Raw genomic sequence first — 24,643 nt, 5'->3', positions numbered from 1 at the left:
AGCGGATGAGGACCCGGGCAGCCGCGCCCGGGTCCGCATTCAGCCCGAGGGGGGGCTACCAGGCGACGGGTCCCTGAACGTCAATGAACGTGCCGGTGGGGCCATCCGCATCGATCGTGGCCATGCGCACGGCCGATCGTGCGCCCTCGGCCGGGGTGAGTACGCCGCGGTGGTTGTTCAGGTCGGTCGCGACGAAGCCGGGGCAGACGGCGTTGACCAGGATGCGCTCGGCGACGAGGGCCCGGGCATACATCATGGTTACGGCGGTCAGTGCGGTCTTCGAGGGTACGTAGCCGAGGGCGATCGGGTCGGTGTTCGCGAAGTCGGAGATCGCCGCCAGTGAGCCCGCGCTGCTGGATACGTTTACGATTCGCGGGGCCGCCGACCGGCGCAACATCGGCAGGAACGCACTGGTGACGGTGATTACCCCGAACACGTTCGTCTCGAAGACGTAGCGCACGTGGTCGACATCGGCGGTTTGGGGCATCTGGCCAGCGAAATCAGTGCCGGGCCGGTGGCTGATGCCGGCGTTGTTGATCAGGGCGTCGAGGCGCCCGAACCTGGTCTGGATGGTCTCGGCTGCCGCCTGCACCGATGTCGGGTCGGTGACGTCGAGGCCAACCGCGGTGACATCGCCGCCGGTTGCACGCAGCTGGGCAGCGGTCGCTTCGCCTCGCTCGAGGCTCCGTGCGCCGATGACCACGGTGTGGCCGAGGTGGGCGAGCTGGGCGGCGATTTCGCGCCCGATTCCTTTGTTGCCGCCGGTGACGAGGGTGATCATGGGGTTGGTCATGGGGGTGGTCATAGGTACTCCTTCAGTGCCGAAACGATTTGTGCGGCACAGCTCAGCCTGACGACCGTGGTCGGGATTCGGAATAACGCAATGTCCGTTTTAATTGCCCTATAGTTCGGATATGGCGACCGACCGGCTCTCAGACATCCTCGATCTCATCGAGGTGAGAAGTGTGGTGTCGGGTGGCTCGGCCGTGCGCGGTCGCTGGCAGACCCGCAACAACATCGACGACGACCTCAAGTTCATCGCGGTGGTGCGGGGCCAGGCCCGGATGACGACCAACGGCCTGCTCGAGCCGCTCGAACTGAACGCGGGCGATGTCGTGATCCTGAACGGGCGATCGTGGCTGGCGCTCGAGGGCGGGGTCGGCGACGGCGAACCCATCCAGGTGCGACCGCCGTCGGCGGGCTCCGTGATCTCTGCCGAAGACGCGAATGCGGATGGTGCGGACGTGCTCATCGGTGGGCGGGTGGATCTGAACCCCACCGGCCGGGAGTTGCTCCTGCGCACGTTGCCGCCGGTTGTGCACATCGGTCTGGCGAGCCCGGTCGGCGCTGCGCTGCGCGGCCACATCCAACGATTGTTCGAAGAGATCGTGGCCGACCGCGTCGGGTCTGACTTCGCAATCCGCCAATACGGCCAACTGCTCGTGCTCGATGTCATCCGTGGATACCTGCACGACCCCGATATGCCGGCCGGCTGGTTGAAGGTGCTCACCGACGAACGTCTGCGGCCGGCTCTCGCGCTCATTCACGAGCAACCCGCCAAGGGCTGGAGCCTGGAGGACCTGGCCCGGGCCGCCTCCATGTCTCGCACCACTTTCGCAGGGCGGTTCCGCGACGCTGCGGGCACGCCACCCCTGTCGTACCTGATCAACTGGCGGATGCTGCTCGCTCAGCGTGAACTCCGCACCTCGGACACGCAGATTCGGGCGCTCGCTCTTCAGCTCGGCTATTCATCCGAAAGCGCGTTCAGCACCGCCTTCAAGCGTCGGGTCGGTGAATCCCCGTTGAGTTATCGTTCTCGCGCCCGCATCGAGCACGGCTCCGTGGCAACGTAGTGGGCGTCAGGTTCGGGTCTAGGCGCACTCGCCACCAGGTCCGGGCCGATCTCCTCCGAGGCCGCGCGGGAGGTCACGGCATCCGCCGGTTCAAGCCGGCAGCCCCCGGCGAGCTCGGTTATCCGGAAGCAGCAGCCTGGGACAGGCCAAACCGGCCAGCCGGCCACAGGGCAAGGGCATCACGATCGCCACCCTCAGAGTGTCGGAGGCGTCGATCTACGGTCGATTCGGTTCCAGCACTTAGGTATACGCAGAGGGTCACGGCTTCAGTCATGGCGCCGGCTCGCGCTTGGTGATCGAACGTCGCTCACATCCGCAGCACACGCGGAGGCGCCCCCGCAGCCAGTTGGGGAGCTGGCTGCGGGGGCGCTTCTGTGTCGTCAGATTAGGTGTGCTTGCGACGCACCATGAACATGGCGGCGGCACCGACAAGTATGGTCAACAGGCTGAAGAGTGCAGCCCCGCGCAGAAGGTCGGAGTCCACCCCGGTGTGCGCGAGTGCACCCACCGACTTCAGGGTCACTCTCACGTCGTCACGGTCGGTGATCTCCGGCCCCGTGGGAGGCGTCGCGGTGACGCTCGCCTTGTTGCTCACGAAGCCCGCCGACTTGTCCGCATCCGTAACGGCGTAGGTAGCGGTCGCCGTCACGGACGCACCCGGAGCAAGCTCACCCTGGGCGTTCGGCCACGCACCGTATGTGATCGCCGACAGGCCGCGCAGTTCATCAGCGATCGAGACGGATGTCAGCGACACGTTGCCCGTATTGGTCACGACGAAGGTGAAGGTGATCGTGTCACCGTGAACCACACCGGTCTTCACCAACGAGATCGCCGGGCCGTCGACGAGCGGCAGCTCGAACGTGTCCTTGTCGGAGACCACCGGCCCATGCGGCGGCGTTCCCGTCACAGTGGCCGTGTTGGACACGAGGCCAGCGTCAAGGTCTGCCTGCGTCAGGGTGTAGCTGGCCGTGGCCGTCACCGACTGCCCTGGTGCAAGCACACCGGCGCCAGCCGGCCAGGCGCCGTACGACACATCCGACAGCCCGTCGAGGGCGTCTTCGATGGATACCGAGCTCAGGGTGACGGTGCCCGAGTTCGTCGCGACAAACGTGTAGGCAATCGTGTTTCCACTCAGCACACCAGTCTTGACCAGTGACACCGACGGAGTCCCGCCGAGGGGCTGGTCGAACTCGTCCTCGTCGGTGACGATGCCGCCACCGGGCGGGGTTCCCGTGGTCGTCGCCGTGTTGTGCACGGTGCCGGCATCACGATCCGCCTGAGTCACCGCATACGTCGCCGTTGCGGTAACCGACTGGCCCGGGGCAAGTACGCCCGTCACGGCCGGCCACTCACCGTACTGAAGCTCCGACAGGCCCTTGAGCTCGTCAGCGATCGACACCGCCGTCAGCGTCACGTCGCCCGTGTTCGTCGCAGTGAACGAGTAGGCGATCGTGTTTCCATCCAGCACACCGGTCTTCACCAGATTCAGCGCAGGTGTGCCGTCCAGGGGCTGGTCGAAGTCGTCCTCATCAGAAACCGGCGGGCCGCTCGGCGGTGTTCCCGTCGTCGTCGCGGTGTTGGCCACGGTGCCCGCATCACGGTCAGCCTGGGTGATCGCATACGAAGCAGTTGCGGTCACCGACTGGCCCGGGGCAAGAACGCCCTTCGCGGCCGGCCACGTCCCATACGAGATCTCCGAGAGTCCCTCGAGCTCATCAGCAATTGTCACCGAGGACAGCGTCACGCTGCCGGTGTTCGTCGCAGTGAACGAGTAGGCGATCGTGTTTCCATCCAGCACACCGGTCTTCACCAGATTCAGCGCAGGTGTGCCGTCCAGAGGCTGGTCGAAATCGTCCTCATCAGAAACCGGCGGACCGCTCGGCGGTGTTCCCGTCGTCGTCGCGGTGTTGTCCACGGTGCCCGCATCACGGTCGGCTTGGGTCACCAGGTATGAAGCAGTTGCGGTCACCGACTGGCCCGGGGCAAGAACGCCCGTCGCGGCCGGCCACGTGCCATACGAGATCTCCGAGAGTCCATCGAGCTCATCCGCAATTGTCACCGCCGACAACGTCACATTGCCGGTATTCGTCGCAGTGAACGAGTAGGCGATCGTGTCGCCAGCGAGCACACCGGTCTTCACCAGATTCAGCGCAGGTGCACCAGCCAGAGGCTGGTCGAAGTCGTCCTCGTCAGAAACGGGCGGACCGCTCGGCGGCGTTCCCGTGGTGGTGGCGGTGTTGGCCACGGTGCCCGCATCACGGTCGGCCTGAGTGATCGCATACGAAGCAGTTGCGGTCACCGACTGGCCCGGGGCAAGAACACCCGTCGCGGCCGGCCACGCGCCGTAAGAAATCTCCGACACGCCCTCGAGCTCGTCGGCGATCGACACCGCAGTCAACGTCACGTTGCCGGTGTTCGTCGCAGTGAACGAGTAGGCGATCGTGTCGCCAGCCAGCACACCAGTCTTCTCCAGGGAGATTCCCGGAGTGAGTTCAGGCAAAGTGACGAGGGCCGGAGCCTCATCGGTCACGGCCGTTCCGGCCGGTGGGATGCCCGAGGTCGTCGCAGTATTCGACACTTCTCCGGCCGTGACATCGGCTTCTGTAAGGGTGTAACTCGCGGTCGCGGTCACCGATTGTGTCGGTTCAAGAACGCCCGGAGCGCCGGGCCAGATACCGAACTCGATGGAAGACAGGCCCGGCTTCGGGTCGGCGAGCGTGACGTCGGTGAGGGCAACGGTCCCCGTATTGGTGACGGTGAACTCATAGTCCACGACGTCGCCGGCCGTTCCGGTCGCGCCGTCCGCGAGGGTTCCGGTCTTCTCCAGATCGATCGACGCACAGTTCGTGTTCACGATGCCGATGAGAGTGCTCGCCAGCGCAGCGAATCCGGCAAGGTGGTAGTCGTCGCCCTCGGCCGGTCCGGAGATCTGAGTAATGTGCTCACGGAACATCGCCAGCTGACCGCCCGCGATGTTGTCGTTCACACCGATTGGAACGATCCGGGTGCCCTCGCCCTTGACCACGTTTGCGCTGCTGACAGCAGCGTCGATGGTCGCCTGATTGGTGCTGTTTCCCGGGCCCTGGACAGGGTCGGCATACTGGGTGGGATTGCCGTCGGTGAGGAAGAAGAGCGCGTCGTAGTTCTCGGTCGACCCGGCAATGGCTGCGAGACCGCGGTCCCAGTTCGTGCCGCCCTGGGCGGGAACCGGACGCTGCAGGCCGTTGACGTACGACACGATCGCGTCGACGCCGGCGGCGTCGGCCACCGACGTCAACGGCAGCGGCGCGTTGGCTCCACCGTTGGTGGCCGGCGCGTTCGACGCGAAGTTGCTGACCGCAAAGCGAACCGGGTAGCCCTCGAGCGCGTTCGCGAGCTCGGCGAGCTCTTCTCGTGCCTGCTGAAGCTGCGGGTCGGTTACCGAGTTGGACAGGTCCAGGCTGATGGCGAAATCCACTTCGCACTGTGCCGCCATGGCCGGGTTCGGGGCCGCAGGCACTGCGGACTGTACTGCGAATGCTGCCGAGGCACCGCTGATCGCCAGCACCGAGGCGAGGGTTGCCGCCACCGCCCCGCGCGCGACATGTCGCGTATTTCTGTGTCGTGCGGATGAATCAGGACGTAGTCGTCTCACGTGATCGGGTCTCCATGGTCGATCGGATGGCACAGCACATACGGAGAACGGCCATGCCCGGCAGCTGGGTTACTGCCGCCCAATGCTCGCCTCTCCCACGCCCGCACCAGCTCGGATTCTGCGAATTTCACCCGCCACTTCACCCTTTTCCCGGCAGGCGATCTGTGGCGCGCGTCGCGGCCGGACACCCTCCCCTTGGGGGACAGGAATCTGCAATCTGGCTGATGAGGCGGCAATTATCGCATCCCAGGCCAGAACAGGTGCCGACAGGCGGCAAAGCGGCCATTGCGAACCGGGCGGGGTGGCCTTCATCGACTCGTCGCCCCAGCGGCTGAGCTCGGAATCATGGCGCTGTCGATGCCCAAAACCGAGAGATTCGGCTTGGCTGCGCTTGCCTTCCTCGGCGCGGTTGACGGTTTGTGGTCAGGCGAGCAGGTGAGGTGCCGACGTAGCGACTCGAATGGCACCGTCTCGGTCGTTCACTTCGAGTTTTCGATAGATCGACTTCAATTGGGACTTGATCGTGTTGGGTGACAGGTGCTCCGCGGCAGCGATCGCCGCGACGCTTCGCCGTTGCACAAGGTGGCGGAACACGACTCGTTCGCGTTCGCTGAGTTGCACGGTCGGGGGTGCGGTTACCGCGCTTGTACGAGCGTGGAGTTCGCGGAGCATGCGCGGTTCGAGCGCCGCCCGGTGATTGGAAAGCAGTGTCGCTTGTTCGGAAGCGGTCAGGCGCAGCAGCACGATGCCGAGTTTCTCAGAGGCCACGAGGTCGATTGCCGCCGCGAAGTGCCCCCGTGCCTCCTCGATCTGGCCGAGCTCGAGCTTCGCCGCGGCGACGAGCACCAACAGTTCGACGGTGACGCGAGGACTGATCAGAGTCTGGGACAGTCCCGGAGTTGCGAGCACGAGAGCCCCCCGGGCGTCTCCCCGCCGGAGAGCAGCCCACGCACGAACGAGGCGCACCGGATCGACCGCGGCGGGAAGGGTGACACCGTCGAGTTGCGCGATCGTCTGAGTCGCCGAGCCGACATCGCCAAGCGCCAATTGCAACTCAGCGACCGCCATCGTGGACAGCCACCCGTTCAGGCCGCTCGAACGCAGGCGCTCTGGCTGAGTTGACAGTGTCGCGCCGACGCGGGCGAGCTGCTGCTGAGTTTGACCGGAGGCTCTGGCCAATGCGGATTCGACAAAGAGCCTGAACGCCCAAGACTCCCGGTCGATGTCGGCCGATGGCGCGGCATCCAGTGCCTCTTGCGCATCTTCGAAACGCAGATCATTTACGGCCAGAAGGGCGCGCGCGAGTGCCCCCGCCGTCAATACAGTGTCAACGGCCGACGCTTCCGCTGGACCATCTTGAGTCTCGCGCCCGGCTCCCGGCTGGCGACTCAACCACTGTTCAGCGACACCTCGGTTGCCGGAGAGCGCGTAGTTGAGCGCCAACGAACCCGCCGCCTCCGTGACGATCCGCTCGTTGTCGAAGGTCAACGCTTCATCGAAGGTGCGTTCGTAGGCACGGTTCGCATCGATCAGCTCGCCTCCCAGTTCGAGAGTGATCGCCCATTGCAGCCGAATGTCAGGGAGCACCGGTCGGATGGATGCGATCGCTTCGTCGGAGACGTCGGCGATCATCCCGTGCGCCTCGCGCACCAAAGCCACCGCTTCGGCCATGTTGCCCTGGAACCGTGCGGACACGCTCCGGCTCGTGAGGTCGACGAGGATGTCGAGCAGGCCACGGGGAACGGGTGCTACCCGATGCTGGAACCGAAGCGGGCGGCGATCGCCGCTCACCGGCAGGTAATTCACGTAGGTCTTCGCCGCAACGAGCCGCGGGTTATCGGCAAGAACCTCGGCCGGGAGCGCATTAATCACTTCCAAGAGGAGGGCCTGATTCGTCTGTGTGAGAGCTACCCAGTGCGTCTCGACTGAGTCGATTGCGGCGGACCACGCCTGCTCGCTCAGCGCAGCACGCAGCTCTTCTTCAAACGACGAATCCCCCATAGCGAATCATTGTACGAGGGTTTTTCCTTCGCCTGGGCCCCCAGAAGCCGGGGGCTGCGGCGTCGGTGCCGCGATCTACATCGGCCAAATGCTGGACGAAACAGCCTCAGTCATGCGGAGGAGGTTAGGCCTGCCGGTCGAGCAGTACGTAGGTGTAGGCGGCGAGTGTCGCCGCATCCACGATGTCGCCATCGCGGATCATGCGCCGAAAGTCGTCTTCGCTGAACCACTGGTGCACCATGTCCTGCTCGGTGAGCTCTCGCTCCGGCGGCCCTGGCGTCAGATCGGTAGCCAAATAGAGATCGCAGCCCTGGCTGTTGTGGCCGTACGCGGTGTAAAAGTACGCCAGGTGGCGAACGCCGCCGGCGTGCATCCCGGTCTCCTCCACAAGCTCAGCGCGGGCAAGGTCCTCCTGGCCGCCGCTTTTCTCGGCGCCCCAGGAACCCTGCGGAAACTCCCACGCCCGCCGACCGGCGGGGTAGCGGAACTGTTCAACCAGCCAAAAGCCGCCGTCGGCGTACGGCACGATGATCGCAGAGTCGGGCTGGTCCACCACGCCGTAGAGGCCCGTCGACCCGTCCTCCCGGCGCACCACGTCCTCACGCACGGTCATCCAGGCGTTGCGGTAGACCTCACGGGTCGAGACGGCTTCAATCATCGGCCCATTCTCGTTGATGCGCGACGGCTCGCCTCTCATCGACTCGGCATGCGTACCGCGGAAAAATATCCCTCCTATTGAATTCGCAATGCTCCCGGTAAGCACCCGCATCGCCGGCAACTTGTAGTCGAGTGCGGTCGATATGGTGAGGACATGGCAGACAAACATGTGTTCCTTTCATACCTGCGCGAAGACAAAGAACACGTTGATGCACTACAAGCGGCTCTCGAGTCCGCCGACTTCACAGTGTGGCGAGACACGAAGGATCTCTGGCCGGGAGATAACTGGGAAATTAAGATTCGGGAAGCTATAAACAACGGATCTCTCACGTTTCTTGCATGCTTCTCAACGGCGTTAGGTAAGCGAGAAGTTTCATATCAGTACGCCGAGCTCATGCTCGCCGCCGAGGAGTATCGATTGCGGCCCATGGACACGAGCTGGCTCATGACGGCACGTTTCGACGAGTGTGAAATTCCTCCGGTCGATCTCGGTGGCGGTCGACATCTGAACAAGACAATCCACCGGGTGGACCTATTTGGTGCTCAGTACGTCCCACAACTCACGAGACTAATTACGGCCATTCATCGGGTAAGTGATGCGTCGCCCGGCGTTCCCTCGCCCGCTGTGCTTGAGTCTGTGGCTGGTGCGCGCCGCGCCGAGGGAAACGACGTCGAAGGGCTGAGGGCCCTGATTCGGAACCCTTCGCTCACCATGGACTACGACGAACACATCAGCGTTCTCGGCAGAAACCTGGTTGGACAGATGCAGGATCGGGAGCGGTTTCCGATCGCCGACGCGGGAAACGTCGAGGACGGCAAGCCGCTGATACGCGCGTGGGTTGCAAGGATGACGGAATACGAGGTAGCAGTCGCCCCTGCCCTTGAACAGATCAAGTTACTTGCTATGTACGCCCAAAGATCTCACGCACAGGGATTGGCTCAATTGATGAAGGTAGTAGGACAAGAGGGGATACAAACCTCCGGAATAAACCTCTACCGTCATTCTCACCAGTACCCCGCCCTTATCCTCACCTACGCTGCCGGCCTTGGCGCCCTGGTTAAGAATGACTTCGACAACTTTCGAGCAGCGACGATAGACGCCGTCATCACTATTCAAGGGGTGCGACTTCCGTTCATCGCGCAGAGCGGAGGGTTCGCGGTCGTGGACGAAAACTGGATTGGGAGTCTCTTTGTCCGAGCCTCGGACGGCACCGAGGCATCTGATGACCTAATTGACGGGCTCAAGAGTCGAAGAATTGGCTCGCTCCACACGCCTATATCCGATCGGATCTACACGCTGCTAGCACCGGTATTCCAAAGCAGCTTCGTAAACGACGACGACTATGCTCAAGCGTTCGACCGCGTTGAAGTGCTCTTCGACGCGATCGCTGAAGACGCCCGACTGACAATCGATCGTTTCCACGGAGGCCAACGCGGGTACGGGCGGTACACCTGGCGTCATCAGTACGGAACCACTCCGCCCGAGCAAGTTCTGCTGGCAGAGCTAACAGGTGCCACCAAGGGGTGGACGCCCCTTCTCGCTGGCATGTTCGGAGGGGACCTCGAACGAGCGAAGGCCGCGCTCGAGACCGTGTGCGAGAACGCGAAATACTTACGCAGCAGAAGGTATTAGCTACCGCTGCCACAGAAACGGTCAGCTTGGTGCTCAGGTGGCAGCACCGCCACAGGCCGGTGGCACCACCAGGAAGGCTTTACCCCAAGGACTTGGCACCCGCAAGGCGGGTAGAAGGCGACGTCAGCGACTGTCTCCTTCGTTGAAATCCCTCGACTCCGGCACAGTTGCGGTAGAAACCGCGGGACGATTAAGCTTCACTCATGTCCGCTTGAACGCCGTCACCGTTCTCTGAGCCCGTGCCAACTTCCCACCGGTTTCAATCTACGCGGCCGGTGTGACTACCCGTTGTGCGCCGTCACCCGCCAGTTCCAAGCCAAGTGGGCGAGCGGGTCTCCCTACGTCGTAGACATCAACGTCCGAGACCTGCTCGCCACTTCGACTGCAGTTCTTGAGGTAGGACTTCCTTACGAAACGATCTCGCCGAAAATCGGGGACAGCAGCTTCCTGAGCTCTTCTTCAACTGCGTCTGCGGCCGCGCCGTGCCGTGCACGATACGCCGCCAGCGATGGCGTTTCCGAACAGAACGTCACCGCTCCTCGAACCTTGTCCCCCACGCCATGTTCTCCTCCGTAGTATGACTCCGGTCGCCTCGACGCAAGACGTGCACCTGCTGTGCTCGCAGGCCTTCAAGCACAGTGTCGAGGTGCTTGTCGATGCTGGAATCGCCACTTTGAAGTGCAAGAAGCTTTTCACCCCCGCGCGGCCACTCGAACAATCCGGTCATTCTTTCTTCTACAACGGCTGCAGTTTCCGCACTGGGGCAAGCGCTCCACGCGTTGAAAGCAACTTGCGCGTCCTGCCACAAACCGCGTACGTCGCCTCGGCTCACCACGTCGCGTAGTTTCCTTCCGGGGATGCTCGTAGGCACCAGACGCCGACTTACCTGTGCCATCAGCTCATCACGCTGGGACTTGAGGTTCGCGTCCTCAGACAGATTCTTGAATCCCTCTACAAGAGCATCAAGATCAGCGATGGCATGCACATCAATGTCGAAGTGACCAAAAAAATCTCGGTACCGGCCAATGCTGGTCTTTCCGCCCGTTCGAATAAAGACGATGTTTTGTTCTACGTTGTCCCAAGCGGAATCAAGGAGTTTAGCAAGATGCGGGAACACTACGACATCGCTATCACCCTCAACGAGGACAACAGTGCGTGCAAATAGAGCTGCCTCGTTGTTCTCATGACACACAAGTTGAAACGCGTCCCTGGCGGAAAGTTGGCCTCTGAAATCGACAGGGAATGGTCGCACACTTGCTGGACCGTCCGAGGTGCTTGGCGTCTTCTGCAGCTTTATGAACGTAGAAGTAGACTCGGCACTGAAAAACACGGGTGAGTGAGTGGTTACCATCACGGGGTGGTCCACAGCGAAGAGTGCAAGCGCGTCGAACAGCTGCCTTTGAGCACGCGGGTGAAGATAAAGTTCAGGCTCTTCGAAAAGCAACAAGTAGCATTGGCGGGGCCTGGCTGATTGCTTCCCCGACGTGAGGCCACCTTCGCGAAGCGAGGTATATGCCCGCAATATTGCGAAGGCAACAGTCCTTTTTAGTCCATCGCCCTTGCTTCCGATGGGCCCCAAATGACCATCATCAATCTGCAATTCAGCGCTGCCCAGAATAGTGCGTAGCTCGGGGGCGGGAACATCCATTCTCAGCTTGACTCCCGGAAAGCTCTCTTGGACAAACCGTTCGATGGTCGATTCGATTAACTTCACTTCTTCCAACCGGAGGTCACTGATTTCGCCATCCGGAGTGTGGAATCTACTTAGCTTGCGTTGGACCTCGGCAAACGCCTGTTCAATATCTCCGAACTGGTCAGCCACTTCGTCGAGCAGGATCTTGAGCAGCTTGCCGAAAGTGGCTGAATCCGATGTCTTCATCTCGCTCGCGGCGTCCTTGACTGCTTCAATGTAGATGACCTCCGGCAGGAAGGACCGCATGGCGGCCTCGATCCCAGTTGGTGGTGGCCCCTCGCGGAGTTCCATATCTTCCTCAGGCAGAGCACTTATGAGTCTTTCGCGTTCTTCCCGGATCGAACCCTGAGTCGGCTTCTCGGCGAGCAAAAAATCAAGTTCAGGGATGAGCGCAACGGCCGTCGCGCGCAGGTCGCTGCCCGACTTTCCCTTCATAGCGGCATTCAAATCGACCAGCGACCAGCCCATGGCCTTCGGCACTTGCTGCATAACGTGCATGATCGGTTTGGCCCCCAGTGCAGCTGTCCGGGCGAAGGTCAGCCGCCCGTCCTTCACTACGTTCGCGACACTCGCACGATTGCCTTCGTCGGATATCCGAGCGAGGTCATCGGCACCGATGTCCCGAAGGGTCACCTCGACGCGGATCGGCGTCTTGATGTCATTGAAGTCAGCGACATCAAGCTTGCTTGGCGGAGCTCCTTTGAGCGCAAAATGCAGAGCGTGGAGAACCGATGATTTCCCCGCATTATTTTCTCCGATTAGACAGCCAAAATCCGAAAGTGGCAGTCTTGTGTCTGAGTGTGCGCGAAAGTTTTGGATATGTAGTTGTTCGAATTTCAATTGCCTATCCCCCATTGATGGTCTCAATAATCATCTACGCATCGAGGACCATTGAGGCAGCCCCTCTTCGGGTAAAGCCAGCTCACAACCTGGTTTAGGCCGATATGACATGCAGGAATGCCACGAGGTTGCGACAAGGTCGACCGACGTGACTGCTAACGAACCACGAATGGAGCGATGGTGCGACGCATGAATACTTGACATCCACAAAAACGTTTATGTAAGCTCTCACCCACATCAACAAAAACGTTTTTGGGAATGGGTTCAACGATGAGCAAGCGTGTGGGTATTCGAGAGGTCGCAGCCGCGGCCGGCGTCTCCGTGACGACCGTGTCGCACTCGCTCAGCGGCGGCGGACAACTCAGCGACGCGACCCGGGAACGCGTGAAGTCGGTGGCCGAGGGCCTCAACTACGCACCCAACCGGCTCGCCAGCGGACTCCGCAGCAAGCGCTCGCAGATCATCGGCTTCGTCAACGACGAGATCTCCACCACGCCGTACGCCGGCAACGTTCTGCTCGGCGCTCAGGAGGCCGCCGCCGCCAACGACCAGGTGCTGATGGTCGTCAACTCCAACCGCAACTCCAAGGTCGAAGACCTCGGCATCGAAGCACTGCTGCAGCACCGCGTCGACGGCATCATCTACGCCCGCATGTACCACCAGGCAGTGGAGCTGCCGGCGGCACTGAGCGGGATTCCCACCGTGCTCCTCGACGCATCCAGCGACCGCACCGACCTGTCCTCGGTGGTGCCCGACGAGGAAGGCGCCGCCCGCACCGCCATGGAGCACCTCATCGAGGCCGGGCACCGTCGCATCGGCTACCTGGGCAACGTCGACGACATCCCCGCCACCCGCGGCCGCCTGGCCGGGTACCGGGCCGCCCTGACCGAACACGGCATCGCCTTCGACGAGTCCCTCGTCACCGTGAGCGAGTCGATGACCGCACCGGGCCGCGACGCCGCCAGCCGGATGCTCGCCCATCCCAACCGGCCCACCGCGTTGTTCTGCTTCAACGACCGCATCGCCATGGGCGCGTACCAGGCGGCGCAACTGGCCGGCCTGGCGATCCCAGACGACCTGAGCATCGTGAGCATCGACAACTTCGAGGTCCTGGCCGACGCGCTGCTGCCCGGACTGACCTCCATCGCGCTGCCGCACTACGAGATGGGCCGCTGGGCCATCGAGCGGCTCGCTGCCGAACTGGCCGGCGACGCCGAGTCGGCACCGCAGCAGATTCGCATGCACTGCCCACTGGTTCAGCGGCAGTCAGTCGGCCCGCCCCCGCGATAACGCGGCGACGAGCCGACCTCCTCTACTTCGCGACCGCTGGAACGGCCGCGACGATCGGCGCCTCCGCCGAAACACCCCCAACCCAACCGATAAGAAGGAATGAAGATGCGACACGCAAAGAAGCGCCTGATCGTAGCGAGTTTAGTCGCCACGAGTCTCGTTGCCACGATGGCCGGTTGCGCCAGCGGCGCCGCCGGCGGCGGCTCCGATGGCAACAACGGTGAACTGACCGTCTGGACCCACAACGGCGGCAACGTCGAAGAGCTCGCCGCGGTGCAGGCCATCGTCGACGGCTACAACGAGAGCCAGGACAAGACCACGGTGAAGCTGCAGGCGTTCCCGCAGGCCTCCTACAACGACTCGGTCATCGCGGCCGCGGCATCCGGCAAGCTGCCCTGCATCGTCGACATCGACGGCCCCAACGTGCCCAACTGGGCCTGGGCCAAGTACCTCACACCGCTGGACCTGAGCGTGGATCTGGACGAGAACCTGCCCAGCACCCTGGGCATCTGGAACGGCGAGACCTACTCGGTGGGCTACTACGACGTGGCGCTGGCGATGTTCGCCCGCAAGTCGGTGCTCGCCGAGAACGGCATCCGCCAGGCCACCATCGACCAGCCGTGGACCCAGGCCGAGTTCGGTGACGCTCTGGAGAAGCTCAAGGCCACCGGCACCTGGACCAACCCGCTCGACATCGGCACCGGCGATGTGGGCGAGTGGTACCCCTACGCGTTCTCCCCGCTGCTGCAGTCCTTCGGCGGCGACCTCATCGAACGTGACGAGTACCAGTCGGCCGAGGGCGTGCTCAACGGCCCCGAAGCCCTCGAGTGGGCCGAGTGGATCCAGTCCCTCGCCACCGACGGCTACATCGCTACCAAGAGCGGCGCCGACTCCGCCCTGGACTTCCAGAACAACGTCACCGCCATCCAGTACGGCGGCAGCTGGGCGGCCGCCAACAACGCCGCCGCTGTCGGCGACGACCTGGCCGTGATGCCCTCCGTCGACCTCGGCGAAGGCACCAAGATCGGCGGCGGCTCCTGGCAGTGGGGTGTGACCACCGGTTGCGCCGACACCGAGGCGGCCATGGACTACCTCTCCTACTCGCTCTCCCCCGAGAACATCGCCGCGGTCGCGGTGGCCACCGCCACCATCCCCGCCACGGATGCCGCCGCCGCCCTGGTGCCCGGCTTCGAAGAGGGCGGCAACCTCGCCATCTTCCGTGAGTTCTCCGCCCAGAGCGCGGTGCTCCGCCCCGAGACCCCGGCGTACCCGTTCATCGCGACGGAGTTCACCAAGGCCACCCAGGACATCATCAACGGCGGCGACCCGCAAGACACCCTCGACGCGGCGGTCACGGCCATCGACGCCAACATCAAGTCCAACGGCGGTTACACGCAGAAGTAGTCGACCGCGGGGGCGCGGCTGACGCTGCGCCCCCGCCCTCGCTCAGGGAGACTCTCATGACCAGCACGATCGAACGACCCCCGGCGGCCCCCGCCGCCGGCCGCCCGGCCCGGCCCAGCCGGCCCAAGCGGGACCGCACCAGCAAGACCGAAAACCTCGCCGGACTGGCCATGCTCACGCCTGCGGTGCTGCTGCTGGCCCTGTTCATCTTCGTCCCCGCGATCCTCGCTTTCGGGCTCGCCTTCACCAACGCCCGGCTCATCTCGCCCTACCCGGCCACCTTCGTAGGCCTCGACAACTTCGTCCGGCTGTTCGCGGATGCCGCGTTCTTCCGCGCGCTGATCAACGTCGGCTACTTCGCCCTGGTCGTCGTTCCGCTGCAGGCCGGCCTCGCCCTGGTGATGGCGATCCTGGTGAACAAGAAGGTGCGCGGCACCACGTTCTTCCGTACCGTGTACTTCCTGCCGGTGGTCACCTCCATGGTCGTCGTGTCACTGCTCTGGCTGTTCATGTACCGCCAGGACGGCCTGATCAACGTGATCATCGACCGGGTCACCTTCGGCCTGGTCACCGGGCCCGACTGGCTCAACGACACCACCACCTCGATGCCGGCAATCATCCTGATGTCGGTCTGGCAGGGCGTGGGCTTCCACATGATCATCTGGCTCTCCGGGCTGCAGACCATCCCCGCCGACCTCTACGAAGCGGCCGACCTCGACGGCGTCTCACCGTGGCAGCGGTTCAGGTACATCACCTGGCCGGGCCTGTCCGCCACCCGCAGCCTGATCCTGGTGACCATCACCATCCAGGCGCTTAGCCTGTTCACCCAGATCAGCGTGATGACCCAGGGCGGCCCGCTCAACTCCACCACCACGGTGGTCTACGAAGCCGTCGAATCCGGCTTCGCCCAGCAGGAGACCGGCTACGCCTCGGCGATCTCCCTCGTGTTCTTCGTCATCGTGCTGCTGATCTCCGTCGTGCAGCGCTTCCTCAGCAGAGAGAAGGCCTGATCATGGCGATTCCCCACATCTCTACAGCACCAGCGGCCATCGCAGACGTCGCGCCGGCATCCGCCCCGCACGTGGTGCTCGGCCAGAAGACGGCCCGCAAGAAGCGCGTGGTCGGCCTCGGCGGTTGGATCCTCCGGATCGGGCTGGCCGTCTTGTTCCTCTTCCCGATCCTGTTCATGTTCGTCTCGTCGCTGAAGCCCGACCAGCAGATCTTCGGCGACCTCTCGTCGATCGCCGCGTTCCTGCCCATCGGCAACATCTCGATGGACAATTACGCCGCCGTCTTCGACCGGGTGCCCGCCGCCCGGTTCCTGGTCAACTCGATCGGCATCTCGGCGATCACCGTGGTCGCCGGCATCCTGGTGAACAGCCTGGCCGCATTCGCGCTGAGCCGGATGCGGGTACGCGGCAAGACCGTCATCCTCACCCTGATCATCGCCACCCTGATCGTGCCGTTCGAGACCCTCGCGCTGCCGCTGGTGTGGTGGGTGAACCAGCTGCCCTCGTTCGAGCTGACCGAGCTGGGCTTCATGTTCAGCAAGGGCTGGATCGACACCTACCAGGTGCAGATCATCCCGTTCGTGGCCAACGCCTTCTCGATCTACTTGTTCCACCAGTACTTCGAATCGATCCCCAAGGAACTCGACGAGGCCGCCCGCATGGACGGCGCCGGTTGGTTCCGCATCTACCGGCAGGTGGTGATGCCGCTCTCCGGCCCCGCGATCGCCACCGTCGCCATCCTCACCTTCCTGCCCGCCTGGAACTCCTACCTCTGGCCGCTGATGGTGGTGCAAACCGAGGAGCTGCGCCCGGTGATGGTGGGCGTGCAGTACTTCTTCCAGCTCAACGTCTCCTGGGGCGAGGTGATGGCGTACTCCACGCTGATCACGCTTCCCGTGGTGGCCCTGTTCATCGCTTTCCAACGCTCATTCGTCAACAGCATCGCGTCCAGCGGTGTGAAAGGTTAGGCCGGTTTTCATGTCGCTCCAACTGCCCGATAAGTGGATCTGGGACTCCTGGTACGTTCAGGTCGACGGTGTCACGCACGCCTACTATCTGCACGCCAGCAAGGCCCTGGGAGACCCCGAACGCCGGCACCGGCACCCGATCGTGGGCCACGCCGTCAGCACCGACCTCACCAATTGGACCGTGGTGCAGGACGCCCTGATCATCTCGGATGCTCCCGCGTTCGACGACGCCACCACCTGGACCGGCTCCGTGGTGCAGGCCGACGACGGCCTCTGGTGGATGTTCTACACCGGCACCTCCCGCGCCGAGAACACCATGGTGCAGCGCGTCGGCGCCGCCACCTCCCCCGATCTGCTCACCTGGACCAAGGTGTCGACCGAGCCGCTCGTGGAGGCCGACCCGGCGTTCTACGAGACGCTCGACCTGTCGGTCTGGCACGACCAGGCCTGGCGCGACCCGTGGGTGTTCCGCTACCCCGGCGAGAGCACCTGGCAGATGCTGATCACCGCCCGTGCCGCATCCGGCGACCCGCGGGTGCGCGGCGTGCTCGGCCACGCCACCAGCTCCGACCTGCTCCATTGGACGGTGCAGCCGCCACTCAGCCAGCCCGGCCAGGGCTTCGGCCAGCTCGAGGTGTTCCAGTTCGAGATCGTCGACGGGGTGCCGATCCTGCTGTTCTGCTGCGGTGTCTCCGAGCTCTCCCCCGAGCGTCAAGCGGCCGGCGAGGTGGGCGGCGTCTACAGCGTGGCTGTGGATGCGCGGCTGGAGCAGGTGGACTTCACAGGCTCGGTGCTGTTCGACCGCACCGATCTCTACGCCGCCCGGCTGCTGCAGGATGCCGACGGGGGCTGGGTGCTGCTCGGCTTCATCAACATCGTCGACGGCGAGTTCGTCGGCACGCTCAGCGACCCGATCCCGGTCACGGCCGATCCGGTGCGGGGGCTTGTGCACCGGCCGGTTCTGGACTCGGCCGAGGCGCCGGCCTTCGCCGCCGCGGTGTTGTGAGCGGCGGTGCTGTGACCGGCACCGCGGTAACCGGCACCTACCGGGCCGAGCGCCGAGTGCTGGTGGTCGGCGAGGCACTGATCGACCTGGTGCAACGGGCAGACGGCTCCCGGGACGAGGCGCCCGGCGGCAGCCCCGCCAACGTGGCGCTGACGCTGGGGCGGCTGGGCCGGCATCCGCAGCTGCTCACCAGCCTGGGCGAGGACGACCGCGGCCACGCGGTGCGGACCTGGCTGGAGGACTCGGGGGTACAGGTGTCTGCGGGGAGCGCGACAGGGGCGCACACCTCCACCGCGACGGCACTGCTCGATGACGCGGGGGCGGCCACCTACGAGTTCGACCTGGCCTGGGCCGTGGATGTGGCGCTGGCGGGCCCGGCTGATGTGCTGCACATCGGGTCGATCGCCACGGTGCTCGAGCCGGGCGCATCCGACGTGGCGCGCCTGGTGGAGGCCCGCCGCGCGACGGCGACCATCACGTTCGATCCGAACATCCGTCCGGCGCTGATCGACGATGCCGCGGCCGCCCGGTCGCGGGTGGAGCAGCTTGTGGGCCTCGCCGACGTCGTGAAGGTCAGCGACGAAGACCTGCTCTGGCTGCACCCCGACCGCGAACTCGCCGACGTTGCCGCCTCCTGGCTCGCCGCCGGGCCCGCCGTGGTGGTGGTCACCCAGGGCGGGCAGGGCGCGTTCGCGCTCACCGCTCAGGGTCGGGTGTGGACGTCGGCGCCCCGGGTGACGGTGGTCGACACCGTCGGTGCTGGCGACACCTTCATGGGCGCTCTCATCGACGGACTGATCGACGCGGACCTGATCGGGGCCGACCGTCGCCAGGCGCTCCGCGACGTGCCGCCGGGGCTACTGGACGGCATTATGCGGCGAAGCGCCGCGGCGGCCGCCGTCACGGTGTCCCGCCCCGGGGCCGACCCGCCCACCCGCGCCGAGCTCGCCGCGGTGAAGTTCGCCGCGGGGTAGATCACGGCGGCGAAAGCCCGAGCAGCGCGCTCACTGCACCTCGTATGGCCCATTGCGCCCGCTACAGGGGGCGCGGTGGGCCATACCTGGTGCAACGACGAGGAAGGAACCCGGCGCGGTAGGTCGGAAGGCCCTACGCCGGCGGCAGCAGGGGTGCGGGTCGAGAGGATGATTCGGGAAGGCAGCTCTCGCAGGAGAGCGGCCACGCCACATGTTCGGTGTGGCGTTCTCTACGCAGTACGAGGAGTTCCCATGTCCGCACGATCCTGGCTCACCGCTTCAGCTCTCACGGTGGCCGCCGTCACCCTTATCGGCTGCGCACAGGCCGCTCCGGCCGAGACTGCGCCGACCGAGAGGCCAGTGGCCGAGCCGGCCCACTGGTCGTACGACGGAGACAGCGGCCCGGAGTCCTGGGCCGGCTTGGACGACGCTTTCCAGGCCTGCGAGGCCGGCACGGATCAGTCCCCGATCGACCTGCCGGCGGCCGTTCCGGCACCGAGCACCAGCATCGAGCTGAGCGCCGAAGAAGCGGAGGGGGACGTCTTCGACAGCGGCCATGCCGTGGAGATCGAGACCGACGGGCAGGGCGAGACGCTCACGTTCGCCGACGATGACTACAGCCTGCAGCAACTGCACGCGCATGTGCCGTCGGAGCACACCGTGGCGGGACAGCCCGCCGCGGCCGAGCTGCACCTGGTGCATGCGGATGCGGACGGAAACCTGCTGGTGCTCGGGGTCCTGGTGACCGAGGGGGCGGCATCCGACGCGTTGACGCCGTTCATCGAGGCGGCCAGCCACCTGGCCGACGACGAGGAGGTGACGCTGGATCTCTCCGCCGTGCTGCCGGCGTCGCTGGAGAACTACGAGTACTCGGGCAGCCTGACCACCCCGCCGTGCACCGAGGACGTGCAGTGGGTGGTGATGGGTACACCGATTTCGATGTCGGCGGAGCAGATCGGCACGCTCGCGGGCGCGCATGACCACAACGCCCGGCCGACCCAGCCGCTTGGGGACCGCACCGTGGTGGGCGGGGCCGGGAAGGTCGAGATCACGGGGTAGAGGCTGCGCGTTAGAGACTGTGGGTTCAAGGTGCGGGGCCGCAGGTCGCGGCACTGGCGGGTCGGGCACGACGTACGCTGGCCTGATGACGGATGTTGCACTGATCGGCCCGGTGGCCGCACCCGAGCTGCACGTCATGACCTTCAACATCCGCCGGCGGTTCGCCCATCTGTTGCCCGGCAATCCTGACCGCTGGGAGAGCCGCAAGCCGCTCGTGCGGCGCATCCTGGTCGCCGAGCAGCCCACGTTGCTCGGCGTGCAGGAGGCTCTGGCAGACCAGGTGGAATGGCTGGCCGGCGCCCTCGGGCCGCATTACCGCGGCGTCGGTCGGGGGCGCAACGCCGACGGAGGAGACGAACGCTGCACCATCTTCTACGACTCCCGCCGCCTCGAACTCACCGACTGGAGCCAGCGCGCGCTGTCCGACACGCCGGACGTGCCCGGCTCCCGGTCCTGGGGCAATCGGGTGCGCAGGGTGCTGGTGTCGGCCGAGTTCACCGATCTCGCTACCAATGGCCGGGTGCTCGCGTTCAACACCCACTTGGACCACCACTCCTGGCGCTCCCGGCTGCGCGCCGCAGACGCCCTGTTGGGGCTGGTGCGCGCGGCGCAGAGTGCGGAGCCGGCCGCCGCGATCGTGGTCACCGGCGACTTCAACGCCGACGCGGACTCGGCGCTGCACCGGCGGCTGACCCTCGATGGCACCCTGCGCGACGCCTGGCTCGCGGCGGCCGATCGGCTCACCCCGCAGTGGGGCACCTTCGGCCACTACAAACGACCGACACCCGGCGGCAAGCGCATCGACTTCATCCTGGCCGGGCCCGCTGTGACCGTGCTGCGCACCGGCATCAACGCGGTGCGGTTCAACGGCCTGGCGGCCTCCGACCACGAGCCTGTGCAGGCGGTGTTGCGCGCCGGCACCTCGCCGGCTCAGCCGTGAGGGCATCGCCCGGAGTCGGCAGCCTGCCCCATACTTGGATATGGGCACCCGCCCGCCACGATCCACGGAGATGAGACCGGTGTCAGACCCCAGCCTTCGCCTGCCGAACACGCAGTTCTGCGCGGTGCTCAACCTCGGCGTTCTGCCCCTGGTGGCGCCCCCTCTGCCGACGCGATTCGCCCTGCCGGTGCTGGATGCGCAGTGGCTCGAGGACGGGGCCGCGATCTACATCGGCTTCGAGGAGGGCGAGCTGCACTTTGACGTGTCGGAACGGGGCATTGCGCACCACTTCCACAACGTCGACGGCGTCGACAGCGACATCAGCCCGTGGCCGGCTGCCGATACCGCGCAGCTGCTGGCCTGGGCCGGCCCGTTCGTGCGTCACGTCAGCGAGCTGCTCGAGGAACTGACCATGGATGCCGCTGAAGCTGCCGAGTGGAGCGCGCTGGGCCTCACCGTCTACGCCACCAGCCCGCCGGAACCGACACAGCTGGAGGTCGTCGACCTCGAACTCGAGGGCGAACAGATGATGCTGCCCTGGCTGGGCGCCGGCCACGTGGGCCACGACCACATCGACGGGCCCAACCACCCGATCGCGCTGCTCTGGAACGCGCAGCACGAGGAGCCCGACCTGCCCCTGGCCACCGCCTGGACCGACCCGGCCAGCGGCCAGCCGGCCGTCTCGGCCCGCCCCCGGGTGGACTGGGACGCTGTGGGCCTGCCCGAAGCAGAGGTGCTCGAGTGGCTGGAAGGGCTCTACCTCAACCACCACCTGCTCGCCGACCCCGAAGAACTCATCCTGCGCGCCGGCCTGGAGCGGATCGCCGGGATTCGCTAGCCCGGAACCGGGCCATGACGTATCGACAAGGAGCACGCATGACCAGCACACCCGCATCCACCGGCCGTACCGCTGGCAGGATCGCGCTCGGCGCGATCCTGGTCCTGGCCGGCACCGGCCACCTCACCTTTGCGCGGGACGACTTTCGGGCACAGGTGCCGGAGTTCGTGCCGCTCCCCGAGGACACCACGGTGCTGCTCTCGGGAGTGGCCGAGATCTCGCTCGGCAGCGCGCTGCTGTTCGCCCCGGCCGGCCTGCGCGGCAAGGTCGGGCTGCTGGCCGCCGCCTTCTTCACCGCGATCTTCCCCGGCAACATCGCCCAGGCCGTGCATCACAAGGATGCCTTCGGGCTGGACACCGACGCCAAGCGGATCGGTCGCCTCTTCGGACAGCCGCTGCTGATCGCCTGGGCGCTCTGGTCGACGGCCGCGTTGGTGCGCCGCGCAAAGTAGTTGCGGCAGCGAGGCGGCTAGGGCGTGTCCGTGCCCTGGCGGGTGCGGCTCCAGGTGACCAGCGGATGCAGCAGCGAGATCAGCTGCCGGCCGGACGTCGTCAGGCTGTAGCTGATCGACACCGGCGTCGTGGGCTGCACGTCACGCTCGATCAGGCCCTCCTGTTCGAGCTCCTTGAGCCGGGCGGCGAGCACCCGGTCTGAGATGCCTTCGACGAGGGCACGGTACTCGGAGAAGCGGCGAGCGCCCCGGGCGCCGGCCATCAGTATCGCGGCGCTCCACTTGCGGCCCGCCAACTCCACCGAGATCTGGAACCGACGGCACTCTTCCTCGTCGAGGGCGAAGGTCGATTCGCTGACGTCTTGTTTCACTGGCTGCGCTTCCTTACTGACCGACTCACTAACTATTGATTAGCAGCTTACCTCCGGATGGCGAATGGTGACGGAGTTTGGCATCGTGGGATGTCGGCGCGAATTCGGGCGCCGCGAACACCCGCAGAAAGGCCCTCAATGGTTACCACGATCGGCATCCTCGGGGCGGGCCGCGTCGGCTCCGCCATCGCCCGCACCGCGCTCAAGGCCGGTTACGCGGTCACCATCGCCGGATCCGGGGCCGCGGCCGACATCCAGCTCATCGTTGACATCGTCATCCCCGGTGCCTCAGCGATGTCGGCGGCGGAGGTGGCCGCATCCGCCGACCTCGTGGTGCTCGCCGTGCCGATGCACAAGTTTCGCTCGGTCGACCCGGCCACCCTGGCCGGCGCCATCGTGATCGACACCATGAACTACTGGCAGCCCATCGACGGCGAACTCCCCGAGGTCGCCACCGACCCCCGCGGCAGCAGCGAGATCGTCGCCGACCACTTCGCCACGGCCCGGCTGGTGAAGACCCTCAACCACATCGGCTACCACGACCTGGAGACCGACGCCCGGCCCGCCGGGCATCCCGACCGGCACGCCCTGGCCATCGCGGGCGAGCCGCAGGCCGCATCCGTCGTGGCCGAGGTCATCGAGCGGTTCGGCTTCGACGCCGTCTACGCCGGCCCGCTCGCGGCCGGGGCGGCGTTCGAGCCGGGCTCGGCAGTGTTCGGCGGCCGGCACACCGCGGCCGAGCTGACGGCCGAGCTGCAGTTCGCCGCCGCAGCGGACGACGCCACCGCGGCCTAACTGTTTCCCGTGCGGACATCTGCATCCGGCACACCGGGCGCAGATGTCCGTTTCGGGCACAGTTCCGCAGGCTCCCGTTCCACCACCCCGCGCCCCACCAGCCACCCCGCCCCACCAGACATCGGACAGACCCATGCAAATCGGCGCATACAGCTTCGGCGACACCCCACTGAACCCCGACGGCAGCTTCCGCAACACCGCGGAGGGCATCCGCACCCTCTTCGACGCCATCGTCCTGGCCGACCGGGTGGGGCTGGACTACTTCGGCATCGGCGAACACCACACCGTGAGCATGCCCGCATCCTCCCCCGGTGCTCTCATCGCCGCCGCTGCCGCCGCGACCGACCAGATCATCCTTGGCAGCGCGGCGAGCATCATCAGCACGGATGACCCGGTGCGGGTGTTCCAGCAGCTCGCCACCGCCGACGCCGTCTCCGGCGGCGGCCGGGTGGAGATCACCGCGGGGCGAGGATCCTCCGTCGAGACCTTCCCGCTGTTCGGACACGACCTGGCCGACTACGACAGGCTCTACGCCGAGAAGCTCGACCTGCTGATGACCATCAACAACAGCCCCACCGAGACGGTGAGCTGGTCGGGCAGCGTACGCCCGGCGATCGACGCCCTGGCCGTGGTGCCCCGCCCGGTGAACGGCCGGCTGCCGATCTGGCTGGCCACCGGAGGCAACGCGGCGTCATCAGCCCGGGCCGGACGGCTGGGCCTGCCCGTCTCCTACGGCATCATCGGCGGCGAACCGCACCGGTTCGCACCGCTGACGGAGCTCTACCGCCGATCGGCCGCGCAGGCGGGGCACACCGAGAACGTGAAGGTTTCGGTGGCCACGTTCGGTCTGGTCGCCCCCTCGAAGGCGGAAGCCCTGGAGCGGTTCTACCCTGGTTGGCACAGCCTCAACGTGGAGATGGGCCGACTGCGCGGTTGGGGCGCCCCCGACCGCCGACAGTTCGACACCCAGGTCGCGGCGCCCGGCGCCTACTACGTGGGCGATCCCGATGACGTCGCCGAGCGCATCGTGCACCTGCACGGCTACCTGGGCCACATGCGGCACTTCCTGCAGGGCGACTTCGGCGGTCTGCCGCCGGAGCACCTACACGAGTCGCTCACCCTGCTGGCCACCGAGGTGAAGCCCCGCGTGGCCCGGCTGCTGGCCGCCAAATAGCAGCCAAATGGCCGCGAGATAACCACCGGACAGCCACCTCTTCTGGCGCAC

General features: G+C 65.5%; 20 protein-coding genes. 14 read left to right on the top strand and 6 right to left on the bottom strand.

The features are described 5' to 3' along the window. Positions 1–55: 55 nt before the first annotated feature. Entirely contained in the window at positions 56–805 is a 750-nt protein-coding gene (locus E3O60_RS12600) for an SDR family oxidoreductase (RefSeq protein WP_241993264.1), read from the bottom strand. A 109-nt stretch (positions 806–914) separates the two neighbouring features. On the opposite strand from E3O60_RS12600, the gene E3O60_RS12595 reads away from it, so the two are divergent. Further along, positions 915–1,853, top strand: a complete 939-nt coding sequence (locus E3O60_RS12595; RefSeq protein ID WP_134498296.1) for an AraC family transcriptional regulator — start codon at positions 915–917, stop codon at positions 1,851–1,853. 385 nt (positions 1,854–2,238) lie between these two features. Here E3O60_RS12595 and E3O60_RS12590 read toward each other — a convergent pair whose 3' ends face one another. The 3 genes from E3O60_RS12590 to E3O60_RS12580 form a co-directional block, all read right to left on the bottom strand. After that, positions 2,239–5,310, bottom strand: coding sequence for a DUF11 domain-containing protein (locus tag E3O60_RS12590; protein WP_166788995.1), 3,072 nt, complete (start codon positions 5,308–5,310; stop codon positions 2,239–2,241). A gap of 600 nt (positions 5,311–5,910) precedes the next feature. Then, the gene (locus E3O60_RS12585; RefSeq protein WP_088457656.1) at positions 5,911–7,488 is read right to left on the bottom strand and encodes a LuxR C-terminal-related transcriptional regulator; all 1,578 of its coding nucleotides are present in this window, start codon (positions 7,486–7,488) and stop codon (positions 5,911–5,913) included. Positions 7,489–7,612: 124 nt separating this feature from the next. Continuing rightward, the gene (locus tag E3O60_RS12580; RefSeq protein ID WP_198415720.1) at positions 7,613–8,146 is read right to left on the bottom strand and encodes an NUDIX hydrolase; all 534 of its coding nucleotides are present in this window, start codon (positions 8,144–8,146) and stop codon (positions 7,613–7,615) included. A gap of 153 nt (positions 8,147–8,299) precedes the next feature. Here E3O60_RS12580 and E3O60_RS12575 point away from each other — a divergent pair, with 153 nt between their 5' ends. After that, entirely contained in the window at positions 8,300–9,778 is a 1,479-nt protein-coding gene (locus E3O60_RS12575) for a toll/interleukin-1 receptor domain-containing protein (RefSeq protein ID WP_134498290.1), read from the top strand. 529 nt (positions 9,779–10,307) lie between these two features. Here the strand turns inward: E3O60_RS12575 and E3O60_RS12570 are convergent. Further along, positions 10,308–12,311 carry an ATP-dependent endonuclease gene (locus tag E3O60_RS12570; protein ID WP_166788994.1) on the bottom strand — a complete coding sequence of 668 codons (2,004 nt, stop codon included), beginning with the start codon at positions 12,309–12,311 and terminating at the stop codon, positions 10,308–10,310. Between the two features lie 270 nt (positions 12,312–12,581). Between E3O60_RS12570 and E3O60_RS12565 the strand changes: the two genes are divergently transcribed. From E3O60_RS12565 to E3O60_RS12520, 10 genes are all read left to right on the top strand, one after another. Next, complete coding sequence (locus E3O60_RS12565; RefSeq protein ID WP_134498286.1) at positions 12,582–13,601, top strand: LacI family DNA-binding transcriptional regulator; 1,020 nt, start codon at positions 12,582–12,584, stop codon at positions 13,599–13,601. Between the two features lie 105 nt (positions 13,602–13,706). After that, positions 13,707–15,005 carry an extracellular solute-binding protein gene (locus E3O60_RS12560; protein WP_370448649.1) on the top strand — a complete coding sequence of 433 codons (1,299 nt, stop codon included), beginning with the start codon at positions 13,707–13,709 and terminating at the stop codon, positions 15,003–15,005. A gap of 56 nt (positions 15,006–15,061) precedes the next feature. Continuing rightward, positions 15,062–16,015 carry a carbohydrate ABC transporter permease gene (locus tag E3O60_RS12555; RefSeq protein ID WP_103430874.1) on the top strand — a complete coding sequence of 318 codons (954 nt, stop codon included), beginning with the start codon at positions 15,062–15,064 and terminating at the stop codon, positions 16,013–16,015. A 176-nt stretch (positions 16,016–16,191) separates the two neighbouring features. Continuing rightward, positions 16,192–16,983, top strand: a complete 792-nt coding sequence (locus tag E3O60_RS12550) for a carbohydrate ABC transporter permease (protein ID WP_241979923.1) — start codon at positions 16,192–16,194, stop codon at positions 16,981–16,983. 10 nt (positions 16,984–16,993) lie between these two features. Next, positions 16,994–17,989 (top strand): glycosyl hydrolase family 32, encoded by a 996-nt coding sequence (locus E3O60_RS12545; protein WP_134498280.1) that lies wholly within the window; start codon positions 16,994–16,996, stop codon positions 17,987–17,989. 11 nt (positions 17,990–18,000) lie between these two features. Next, complete coding sequence (locus tag E3O60_RS12540) at positions 18,001–18,963, top strand: carbohydrate kinase (protein ID WP_241993263.1); 963 nt, start codon at positions 18,001–18,003, stop codon at positions 18,961–18,963. Positions 18,964–19,215: 252 nt separating this feature from the next. Next, complete coding sequence (locus E3O60_RS12535; protein WP_166788993.1) at positions 19,216–20,022, top strand: carbonic anhydrase; 807 nt, start codon at positions 19,216–19,218, stop codon at positions 20,020–20,022. Between the two features lie 85 nt (positions 20,023–20,107). Next, positions 20,108–20,962, top strand: coding sequence for an endonuclease/exonuclease/phosphatase family protein (locus tag E3O60_RS12530; protein ID WP_134480420.1), 855 nt, complete (start codon positions 20,108–20,110; stop codon positions 20,960–20,962). Positions 20,963–21,041: 79 nt separating this feature from the next. Then, positions 21,042–21,800: a hypothetical protein gene (locus E3O60_RS12525; protein WP_133163774.1), complete on the top strand. Its 759-nt coding sequence runs from the start codon at positions 21,042–21,044 to the stop codon at positions 21,798–21,800. A gap of 38 nt (positions 21,801–21,838) precedes the next feature. Then, positions 21,839–22,252: a MauE/DoxX family redox-associated membrane protein gene (locus E3O60_RS12520; protein ID WP_134498276.1), complete on the top strand. Its 414-nt coding sequence runs from the start codon at positions 21,839–21,841 to the stop codon at positions 22,250–22,252. A 17-nt stretch (positions 22,253–22,269) separates the two neighbouring features. On the opposite strand, the gene E3O60_RS12515 is transcribed toward E3O60_RS12520, so the two are convergent. Then, positions 22,270–22,623: a helix-turn-helix domain-containing protein gene (locus tag E3O60_RS12515; RefSeq protein WP_241979905.1), complete on the bottom strand. Its 354-nt coding sequence runs from the start codon at positions 22,621–22,623 to the stop codon at positions 22,270–22,272. 57 nt (positions 22,624–22,680) lie between these two features. On the opposite strand from E3O60_RS12515, the gene E3O60_RS12510 reads away from it, so the two are divergent. Then, positions 22,681–23,418: an NADPH-dependent F420 reductase gene (locus E3O60_RS12510; RefSeq protein WP_370448648.1), complete on the top strand. Its 738-nt coding sequence runs from the start codon at positions 22,681–22,683 to the stop codon at positions 23,416–23,418. Positions 23,419–23,551: 133 nt separating this feature from the next. Beyond that, positions 23,552–24,592, top strand: a complete 1,041-nt coding sequence (locus tag E3O60_RS12505) for an LLM class flavin-dependent oxidoreductase (protein ID WP_134498272.1) — start codon at positions 23,552–23,554, stop codon at positions 24,590–24,592. Positions 24,593–24,643 lie beyond the last annotated feature (51 nt).

This window comes from Cryobacterium sp. TMB1-7, assembly GCF_004402435.1.
In the GTDB taxonomy this organism is placed as follows: Bacteria; Actinomycetota; Actinomycetes; order Actinomycetales; family Microbacteriaceae; genus Cryobacterium; species Cryobacterium zongtaii.
The sequence above is the reverse complement of the archived record's forward strand: the minus strand, read 5'-3'. Positions and strand labels throughout refer to the sequence as shown.